Annotated in this window: 8 protein-coding genes; all 8 read left to right on the top strand. The window is 42.5% G+C overall.

The window, feature by feature from the left end; translation table 11 throughout:
* Positions 1 to 252: 252 nt before the first annotated feature.
* On the top strand, positions 253 to 471 hold the full coding sequence (locus OCV72_RS16315; RefSeq protein WP_028087251.1) for a cation transporter: 219 nt from the start codon (positions 253 to 255) through the stop codon (positions 469 to 471).
* 15 nt (positions 472 to 486) lie between these two features.
* Positions 487 to 2,355 carry a heavy metal translocating P-type ATPase gene (locus tag OCV72_RS16310; RefSeq protein ID WP_055284934.1) on the top strand — a complete coding sequence of 623 codons (1,869 nt, stop codon included), beginning with the start codon at positions 487 to 489 and terminating at the stop codon, positions 2,353 to 2,355.
* A gap of 17 nt (positions 2,356 to 2,372) precedes the next feature.
* Positions 2,373 to 2,747: an ArsR/SmtB family transcription factor gene (locus OCV72_RS16305; RefSeq protein WP_055284932.1), complete on the top strand. Its 375-nt coding sequence runs from the start codon at positions 2,373 to 2,375 to the stop codon at positions 2,745 to 2,747.
* A gap of 298 nt (positions 2,748 to 3,045) precedes the next feature.
* Positions 3,046 to 4,539, top strand: a complete 1,494-nt coding sequence (locus OCV72_RS16300; RefSeq protein WP_055284930.1) for a sodium-dependent transporter — start codon at positions 3,046 to 3,048, stop codon at positions 4,537 to 4,539.
* 349 nt (positions 4,540 to 4,888) lie between these two features.
* Positions 4,889 to 5,203 (top strand): metal-sensing transcriptional repressor, encoded by a 315-nt coding sequence (locus tag OCV72_RS16295; RefSeq protein ID WP_055284928.1) that lies wholly within the window; start codon positions 4,889 to 4,891, stop codon positions 5,201 to 5,203.
* Positions 5,204 to 5,241: 38 nt separating this feature from the next.
* The gene (locus OCV72_RS16290; protein ID WP_055284926.1) at positions 5,242 to 7,779 is read left to right on the top strand and encodes a heavy metal translocating P-type ATPase; all 2,538 of its coding nucleotides are present in this window, start codon (positions 5,242 to 5,244) and stop codon (positions 7,777 to 7,779) included.
* Between the two features lie 102 nt (positions 7,780 to 7,881).
* Complete coding sequence (gene malQ, locus OCV72_RS16285; RefSeq protein ID WP_055284924.1) at positions 7,882 to 9,369, top strand: 4-alpha-glucanotransferase; 1,488 nt, start codon at positions 7,882 to 7,884, stop codon at positions 9,367 to 9,369.
* Between the two features lie 263 nt (positions 9,370 to 9,632).
* Positions 9,633 to 9,836: a response regulator gene (locus OCV72_RS16280; RefSeq protein WP_055284922.1), complete on the top strand. Its 204-nt coding sequence runs from the start codon at positions 9,633 to 9,635 to the stop codon at positions 9,834 to 9,836.
* Positions 9,837 to 9,898: the final 62 nt, after the last annotated feature.

Below are 9,898 nucleotides of genomic sequence, written 5' to 3'. Positions count from 1 at the left end.
GCCGAGTTTGAGCGTAGTTCCTTTGCTTTTAGGAGATTCTGGCTCTCTTAGTTTTTCTTAGAGCGTGGAACCTGAACCAGAACCACTTTATACTGTTTTCTTCAAGGATCGAGAGGCCAACTACGTTAATAAATAAAATCCCAAAAAAATGTATTGACATTATGCAGCGCAGTGCTATAATTAAAACAAACATATGAATAACTGTTCATATATTCAAATAATCAAATAAAAACAGGAAAGGAAGTATTTATCATGAAAAAAACTTATAAAATCGACGTAGACTGCGCAAACTGTGCAAATAAGATGGAGCAGGCAGCGAAGAACACTGACGGAGTAAAGGATGCAACTGTGAATTTTATGATGTTAAAGATGATCGTAGAATTTGAAGAAGGCGCAGATCCTAAGAAGGTAATGAAAGAGGTACAGAAGAACTGTAAAGTAGTAGAAGATGATTGTGAGATATTTCTGTAAAGGTTGGGAAAAAATATGACAAAAAAGCAGAAGAAATCGCTTACCAGAATTATTATTGCAGCACTACTTATGATTATATTGAAGTTCTTACCTGCGGAAGGATGGCTGCGGTTCGTACTTTATATGATCCCGTATCTTGTTGTGGGATATGACATTTTAAGGAAAGCATTCAAAGGAATCCTGAATAAGCAGGTATTCGATGAAAATTTTCTGATGGCAGTTGCTACCATAGGAGCCATTGCACTTGGAAATTATACAGAAGGTGTGGCGGTTATGCTCTTCTATCAGATCGGAGAACTATTCCAGAGCTATGCGGTTGGAAAGAGCCGCAGGAATATCAGTGAACTGATGGATATCCGTCCGGATTATGCGAATATTGAAAAAGACGGAGAGCTGGAACAGGTGGATCCGGATGAAGTGGAAGTTGGAACTGTCATTGTCGTTCAGCCGGGAGAAAAAGTTCCGATCGATGGTGTGATCGAAGAAGGAAGCAGTACATTGAATACCAGTGCACTGACCGGAGAAAGTGTTCCGAGAGAAGCAGCAGCCGGTGAGGAGGTCATAAGTGGATGTATTAATCTGACAGGTCTTCTGAAGATTCGTACAACAAAAGAATTCGGAGAATCTACGGTATCAAAAATTCTGGATCTGGTGGAGAATTCAAGCTCTAAGAAGTCAAGATCAGAGAATTTTATTTCAAAATTTGCCAGATATTATACACCGGCAGTCTGTTACAGTGCGCTTGCACTTGCCATCCTGCCGCCACTGGTAAGGATGCTGGCAATGGGACTCGCACCGGAATGGGGTGACTGGGTCTACAGAGCGCTGACCTTCCTGGTTATCAGCTGTCCATGTGCACTGGTGATCAGTATTCCGCTCAGCTTTTTTGCAGGAATTGGCGGGGCGAGTCATGAAGGTGTGCTGGTCAAAGGATCGAATTATCTGGAGACGATGGCACGGACAAAGTATGTGGTATTTGATAAGACCGGAACGATGACACAAGGTGTATTCGAGGTGAGCGGAGTGCATCACAATACGATACCGGAAGAACAGTTATTAGAGTATGCGGCACTTGCGGAGTGTTCCTCATCCCATCCGATCAGTAAGAGTCTTCAGAAAGCATATGGAAAACAGATTCACCGGGATCGTGTGACTGAGATTGAAGAACTGAGCGGAAAAGGTGTGACAGCGAAGGTCGATGGTATTCCGGTGGCAGCCGGTAACGCAAAACTTATGAAATATCTGAATGTGGAATACAGTGAATGTGAAGAAACAGGTACAATCGTTCACGTTGCGGTGGACGGTAAGTATGCGGGACATATCCTGATCTCAGATAAATTAAAACCACATGCGAAAGAAGCTGTCAGAGATCTGAAAAAAGCAGGCATCACCAAGACCGTAATGCTGACCGGTGATATGAAGCGAGTGGCAGATAAGGTCGCAGAAGAGTTGGGAATCGGCGAAGTATACAGTGAACTCCTTCCGGCAGATAAGGTTGCGAAAGTAGAGGAACTTCTGGAACAGAAATCAGAGAAAGAAAAGCTGGCATTCGTCGGAGACGGAATCAATGATGCACCGGTATTGTCAAGGGCAGATATCGGAATTGCCATGGGAGCGCTTGGATCAGATGCAGCGATTGAGGCGGCAGATGTTGTCCTGATGGATGATGATCCGAAGAAGATCGCAAAAGCAATCAGGATTTCCAGAAAATGTATGCGTATCGTATATGAAAATATATACTTTGCACTTGGAATCAAGGCAGTCTGCCTGATCCTCGGAGCACTTGGAATTGCAAATATGTGGATGGCAATCTTTGCAGATGTCGGTGTCATGGTTATTGCCGTATTGAATGCAATCCGTGCATTATTCGTAAAACACTTATAGAAAAGGCTGGTGGGCAGATGGCAAAAATAGAAGAAGGAATGGAAGTATGTGACTCATGTGAGGTACATGAGAATCTTCTGAAGATCGTAAATGAAAAGATGCCGGAAGAAACGGAATTATATGATCTTGCGGAGTTGTTCAAGGTATTCGGTGATTCGACTAGAATGCGTATCCTGTTCGTGTTATTTGAAGCAGAGGTGTGCGTGTGCGATCTTGCAGAGGCATTGAATATGACACAGTCTGCAATATCACATCAGCTTAGGATTCTGAAGCAGAACAAACTGGTCAAGAGCAGAAGAGAGGGAAAATCCGTGTTCTATTCACTGGCAGACGATCATGTGCGTACAATTGTGGATCAGGGAAGAGAACATATAGAAGAAGATTTATATTGAAAAGAAGAAAACTGTATCAGACGATAAAAAGTCTGATACGGTTTTTTTATATCTCCAATATACAAGAGAAACTTTTGGAATTGTAGATGAATTAGACTAAAGTATGAAAAACAGTCTATTTACTTTTGAATTATCAGAAATTAATAAAAAATATAATAAAATGCATTTAATATTACAGTTTGTTATATTTGTATAAAAAAACATAATATTTTTCATTGACAATTATATAACCATCTTTTACACTATAGTTACAAGGTATTCATTTCTAAAAAATTGGTATATGAATGGAGGTTTTGATATGGAACAAAAACAAGAAAAATTTAGTACCATAGGTTACATAGCAGCCGCGTTAGGTATGTGTATTGGTACCGGTAATGTATGGCGGTTTCCGCGAGTGTGTGCGGCGAACGGAGGAGGAGCATTTATCATAGCATGGACGATTGCAATGCTGGTATTTGCTGTACCGCTTCTTTCTACAGAGATGGCATTCGGTAAAAAGACGAGACTTGGATGTATCGGTACATTCCGTGATGCAGGTGGAAAGAAATATACATGGATGGGATTCTTTGTTGCAGCAGTATGTTTCTTCCTGATGAGTTATTATTGTGTACTTCAGGGATATTGTATGAAATACGCAGTTAATTCTGTAACTTCAGCATTTAAACCGAATCTGTCAACAGAGACGACATCGGCAATGTGGACAGCATTTACAGATTCACAGGCACAGGTTATTTTATTCCATGCGATCGGATTTGCACTTGCATGTTTCATCGTTTATCAGGGAATTGCAGGTGGAATTGAAAAATTCTGTAAAGTAGCGATACCGGCACTGTTTATCATCCTTGTAGGATTAGCAATTTACGCAGTTACATTAAATGGAGCAAATCAGGGACTTCAGTATCTCTTTACTGTTAAGAAAGAGTATATTTTAAGCCCGAATACATGGATTCAAGCCTTCATCCAGGCAGCATGGAGCACCGGAGCCGGATGGGGATTCATTATTACATATGCGAACTACGTAGGAGAAGAGGAAGATGTTCCGACAAGCTGTCTGATCATGGGACTTGGTGATAACCTTGGAGCAATCCTCTCGGCACTGGTAGTTATCCCGGCAATCTGTGCACTTTCAGCTACACCGGAGGCAGCGAATGAAGCACTCAGTCAGGGCAACTTCGGACTTACATTTATTTACATTTATCAGTTATTTACAACAATCCCGGGTGGAAGATTCATTTCCTTTATCTTCTTTGGATTACTTGCAATTGCAGCAATCACATCACTGTTCTCTATGATCGAAGTTGGAGTAAAATGTGTTGTTGACCTTGGATTGCCGCGGAAGAAAGCAGTGGTCAGTGTCTGCTTCGCAGGATTTTTAGTAGGATGCTTCTCATGCTGGTCACTGGTTAACATTGATAATCAGGACTGGGTATGGGGAATCGGACTTCTGGTAAGTGGTGCCTTTATTGCAATCCTGGCATGGAAATATGGTGTGGAAAAATTACGTACACAGGAAGTAAATGCAAAAGGTGCAGATGTACATCTTCCAAAAGCATATTATACCGGATGTATGTATCTGATTCCGGTTCTGGTAGTGATCATGGTGGTTTACTGGTTATTACAGACAAAGGAATGGTTCCCGGATACATGGCTGAATCCGTTTATTATCCAGGATAACACAGGAACTGTATTACTTCAGTTCGGAGTAGTGATCCTTGTAGGTCTCGCACTTTCCAAGTTCTTTAATACAAAGACTGCAAAGGGAGCTATGAAAGATAACGAAGCTGGAAAATAATAGTAGAAAGAAGGTATGAACTATGACGATGGATGCAATTATTATGATGGTGATTACACTGGTTGGATATATTGGCGGATTTAGTTATTTCATGATACGTGTATTTAAAAAAGAAAGAAGTAAATCCAAAGAGTAGCTATCGAATGAGGAAGGAATAAAGGATAGTATGATAGATTAGACGACGTTCTGATTGAAATGAATACATAACCGAACAGACCGGAGCCGGATTCTTGTCAGATGTGACAGGATTCCGGCTCCGGTCTGTTATTTGGATGCTTGACAGATCTGTGAATAAGAGGTAAAATACATATACCCGGTAAGGGTATGAGAACCGAGAAGGAGAAGATATATGGAGGATAAAAATATAGACAAAGGATGCTGTTGCCACACGTCCAAGCATCGTTCGGAAAAAGAATACAAAGATCTGATGAACCGCTTAAGCCGGATAGAAGGACAGGTGCGAGGAATCAAGGGTATGCTGGAGAAGGATGCCTATTGTCCGGAGATCCTGGTACAGGTGTCGGCAGTGAATGCGGCATTGAACAGTTTCAATAAAGTATTACTGGCGAATCATATCCGTACCTGCGTGGCGGATGATATCAGAGAAGGAAAAGATGAGACGGTTGATGAGTTGGTAAAGGTTCTGCAGAAACTGATGCGGTAAACAATAAGAAATAAGATGACAGGAGGAAACAGACAACGATGATACAATATATTGTAACCGGTATGAGCTGCGCAGCCTGCAGCGCAAGAGTGGAAAAAGCAGTTTCAAAAGTACCGGGGGTAACATCCTGCTCAGTGAGTCTCCTTACAAACTCTATGGGAGTAGAAGGTACTGCAACGGAACAGGAGATCATTAAGGCAGTCAAAGATGCCGGATATGGAGCGTCAAAAAAAGGAGAAGGAGCAGCGAAGGCGCAGCCGGCACAGGCTTTGGCCGGAGAGGATATGCTAAAAGACAGAGAGACGCCGGTACTAAAGAGACGTCTGATCGCATCGGTGGGATTTCTGATCGTCCTTATGTATTTCTCCATGGGACATATGATGTGGGGCTGGCCGGTTCCGGGATTCATGAAAGACAATCATGTAATGATGGGACTGTTACAGATGCTTCTGACGATTGCAGTCATGGTGATCAACCAGAAGTTTTTCATCAGTGGATTCAAAGGACTGATCCACCGGGCACCGAATATGGATACCCTGGTGGCACTTGGATCCGGAGCGTCTTTTGTATACAGTACGTATGCACTGTTTGCAATGACAGATGCGCAGATGCATGGGGATATGGATGCAGTAATGTCTTATATGCATGATTTTTATTTTGAATCAGCAGCTATGATCCTTGCACTGATCACGGTCGGAAAGATGCTGGAGGCAAGATCAAAAGGAAAGACGACCGATGCATTAAAAGGACTGATGAAGCTTGCGCCAAAGACAGCGGTTGTGATCCGTGGAGAAAAAGAAGTTCAGGTATCGATCGAACAGGTACAAAAGGGAGATTGCTTTGTTGTAAAACCGGGAGAGAATATTCCGGTTGACGGAGAAGTCATAGAAGGAAACAGTGCAGTCAATGAATCTGCTCTTACAGGTGAAAGTATTCCGGTAGATAAGGCTGTCGGTGATAAGGTATCAGCCGCAACCGTAAATCAGTCCGGATATCTGAAGTGCCGTGCGACCAGAGTCGGCGAGGATACGACACTTTCGCAGATTATTCAGATGGTAAGTGATGCGGCTGCAACGAAAGCACCGATCGCAAAGATTGCGGACCGTGTATCCGGTGTATTTGTGCCAATGGTTATCACAATTGCAGTGCTCACAATTATTGTATGGCTGATCGCAGGACAGAGTATTGGTTTTGCGTTATCCAGAGGAATTGCGGTGCTGGTGATCAGCTGTCCATGTGCACTTGGACTTGCAACACCGGTAGCAATTATGGTCGGAAATGGAATGGGTGCCAGAAATGGTATTATGTTCAAGACAGCAGTTTCACTGGAAGAGACTGGAAAGATGCAAATTGTTGCGCTGGATAAGACCGGTACGATCACAAGTGGAGAACCGAAAGTGACAGATATCATTCCGGCAGCGGGAGTGACAGAAGATACCTTATTAAAATGTGCGTATGCACTGGAGAATAAGAGTGAACATCCACTGGCAAGAGCAATCCTTGAAAATGCAAAAGAGGAAAATGCCGGCATCGAAGAAGTTACCGGATTCCAGGCTCTTCCGGGTAACGGCCTGACAGCCATATTGGATGACCATACATTATATGGAGGAAATTATACATTTATCAGCAGTAAGGTATCCGTTGATGGAGATATCCAGAAGAAGGCAGAGAAACTTGCCGAAGCAGGTAAGACACCATTATTCTTTGGAAATGAAGACCGTTTATTAGGTGTAATTGCAGTGGCGGATGTCATCAAAGAAGACAGCCCGCAGGCAATCAAAGAATTACAGAACATGGGAATCCATGTAGTCATGCTGACCGGAGATAACGAACGTACTGCAAAAGCCATCGGACAGCAGGCCGGAGTTGATGAAGTGATTGCAGGCGTACTTCCGGAAGGAAAAGAGCAGGTGATCCGTAAGCTGAAAGAAAAAGGAAAAGTTGCGATGGTCGGGGATGGTATCAACGATGCACCGGCACTTACAAGAGCCGATATGGGTATTGCGATCGGAGCCGGAACGGATGTTGCGATCGATGCGGCAGATGTTGTTCTGATGAAGAGCCGGTTAAGTGATGTGCCGGCAGCAATCCGCATGAGCCGTGCGACACTCCGTAATATTCATGAGAACCTGTTCTGGGCATTCTTCTATAATATTATCGGAATCCCGCTTGCGGCTGGTGTATGGTATCCGCTGTTCGGGTGGAAATTAAATCCGATGTTCGGTGCGGCAGCCATGAGTTTATCAAGCTTCTGCGTAGTATCGAACGCATTGAGATTGAATCTTTTTAAGATGTATGATGCATCAAAAGATAAAAAATTAAAAGCCAAAAAAGAAAAAAAGAGATCCAAGAAGGAGGACAAGACAATGAAAAAAATAATGCATATTGAGGGAATGATGTGTGGACACTGTGAGGCAGCTGTAAAGAAAGCACTGGAAGCACTTCCACAGGTAGATGAAGCAGTTGTAAGCCATGAGGCAGGAACAGCAGAGCTGACATTAAATGCAGAGATCGCAGATGATGTGCTGAAGAAGACAGTAGAAGACAAGGATTATACGGTGACATCTGTGGAATAATCTATGATTTCTTATATACAGAGTATACTTTTTATTTGAAGCATCCAAAGAACACTGCTATACTTAATTATAAGTATCATAACGAGGAAGGAACGAAAGTTAATGAGAAAGAGTGGAATGTTAATGCCGGTCTCTGCACTTCCGGGGGCATATGGAATCGGATGTTTTTCAAAAGAAGCGTATGAATTTGTAGATATATTAAAAGAAGCAGGACAGAAATTGTGGCAGATCCTGCCGCTTGGACAGACAGGATACGGTGATTCACCGTATCAGTCTTTTTCAACATTTGCGGGAAACCCGTATTTTATCGATCTGGAGACGCTGATCGAGGATGAACTTCTGACAAAAGAAGAGTGTGACCAGGCAGATTTCGGAGAGAATGAAGAAGAAATCGATTATGAAAAAATATATAATGCAAGATTTAAAGTATTAAAGCTTGCATATAAAAGAGCCAAAAAGAACGGATTGATGGAAAGTAAGGCATACCGTACTTATCTGGAAGAAGAAAAAGCATGGCTTGCGGATTATGCATTGTATATGGCAGTGAAAGATTCATTTGACGGAAAAAGCTGGGATCAGTGGGAGGAAGACATCAGGCTGCGTAAGCCGGAAGCAATTGCGGCATATCAGGAACAATTAAGTGCAGAGATTGATTTTTATGAATTTCTGCAGTATCTGTTCGCCGGACAGTGGGCCGGACTGAAAACATATGCCAATGAACAAGGCATTGAGATTATCGGGGATATCCCGATCTATGTAGCATTTGACAGTGCAGATACCTGGGCGAATCCGAAGCTGTTCCAGTTAGATGAAGAGAATCTGCCGGTTGCGGTAGCGGGATGTCCGCCGGATGCATTTTCGGCAACCGGGCAGTTGTGGGGGAATCCATTGTATGCATGGGATTACCATAAGAAGACAGGCTATGACTGGTGGATGAAGCGGGTGGCCTGCTGCTTTAAATTATATGACATCATCCGTATCGATCATTTCCGTGGGTTTGATGAATATTATGCAATCCCGTATGGAGATGAGACGGCAGAGAATGGTGAATGGATGCCGGGACCGGGCATGGATCTGTTCCTTAAGATGAAGGAAACATTAGGTGACCTTCCGATCATTGCGGAAGATCTGGGATTCCTGACGGATACGGTGAGACAATTGTTAAAAGACAGTGGTTATCCGGGAATGAAAGTACTGGAATTCGCATTTGTGGCAGGAGAGGACAGTGATTATCTTCCACATAATTATGATAAAAACTGTGTAGTTTATACGGGAACCCACGATAACGATACCCTTCAGGGATGGTATCAGACACTTTCCGAAGAAGATAAAGAGATGACAAAGGAATATCTGAATAATCCATATACTCCGGATGAAGAAGTACACTGGGATTTCATAAGTCTGGCGATGAGAAGTGTGGCAGATACGTGCATCATTCCGGTACAGGATTATCTGGGACTTGGTAATAAGGCAAGAATTAATATGCCATCTACACTCGGCGGTAACTGGATGTGGAGAATGAAAAAAGGCGCATTTACAGATGAACTGATCAAGAAGATCAGAAAAACGACAGAAGTCTGCGCAAGATAAACATAACAGGAAACAAAAAGAAAACACAATATTCAAACGAAGGATTCACTGAGAAGGGAATGGAAACGTTTTGGATATTGTGTTTTTCTTTTTGTTTTGTATATGCCAAAACCTCTGATTTTTCATAAAAGTATAATTTTTGATATAAAAAGTATGATTTTTTGCATAACAGATATGATTTTTGGTAAAGAAAAAGTATAAAAAATTATAGAATGAGACTGTAATATGTTAAGATGGTATTAATAAAAGGTATGAGGTGTACTATGGGGTTGTTAAAACTGGTGATCGTAGATGATGAGCCGATCCTGCTGGAGGGTCTGGTAAAGACGTATGACTGGAACGGTATGGGATATGAGGTGGTTGGTTTTGCGCAGAGCGGAGAGCAGGCGTTAAAGGTAATACGCGAAAAAAAACCACACGTAGTGCTGACAGACATCATGGTATGCTCCCCGTCAAGAGGACAATAAAAAATAATAAATTTTTGTATCGTCAGCCATGCTATGGCTGGCGATATTTTATGCTGCTTTTG

The organism is Dorea amylophila (assembly GCF_025567265.1).
Taxonomy (GTDB): domain Bacteria; phylum Bacillota; class Clostridia; order Lachnospirales; family Lachnospiraceae; genus Dorea_A; species Dorea_A amylophila.
This window is presented reverse-complemented; position numbering and strand designations above follow the sequence as displayed.

What these genes read in the sequence shown, in the direction of transcription:
- OCV72_RS16310 (WP_055284934.1), top strand. Translation starts at nt 487, where the DNA reads ATGACAAAAAAGCAGAAGAAATCGCTTACCAGAATTATTATTGCAGCA.
- OCV72_RS16300 (WP_055284930.1), top strand. Translation starts at nt 3,046, where the DNA reads ATGGAACAAAAACAAGAAAAATTTAGTACCATAGGTTACATAGCAGCC.
- OCV72_RS16280 (WP_055284922.1), top strand. Translation starts at nt 9,633, where the DNA reads ATGGGGTTGTTAAAACTGGTGATCGTAGATGATGAGCCGATCCTGCTG.
- OCV72_RS16315 (WP_028087251.1), top strand. Translation starts at nt 253, where the DNA reads ATGAAAAAAACTTATAAAATCGACGTAGACTGCGCAAACTGTGCAAAT.
- OCV72_RS16290 (WP_055284926.1), top strand. Translation starts at nt 5,242, where the DNA reads ATGATACAATATATTGTAACCGGTATGAGCTGCGCAGCCTGCAGCGCA.
- OCV72_RS16305 (WP_055284932.1), top strand. Translation starts at nt 2,373, where the DNA reads ATGGCAAAAATAGAAGAAGGAATGGAAGTATGTGACTCATGTGAGGTA.
- OCV72_RS16295 (WP_055284928.1), top strand. Translation starts at nt 4,889, where the DNA reads ATGGAGGATAAAAATATAGACAAAGGATGCTGTTGCCACACGTCCAAG.
- malQ (WP_055284924.1), top strand. Translation starts at nt 7,882, where the DNA reads ATGAGAAAGAGTGGAATGTTAATGCCGGTCTCTGCACTTCCGGGGGCA.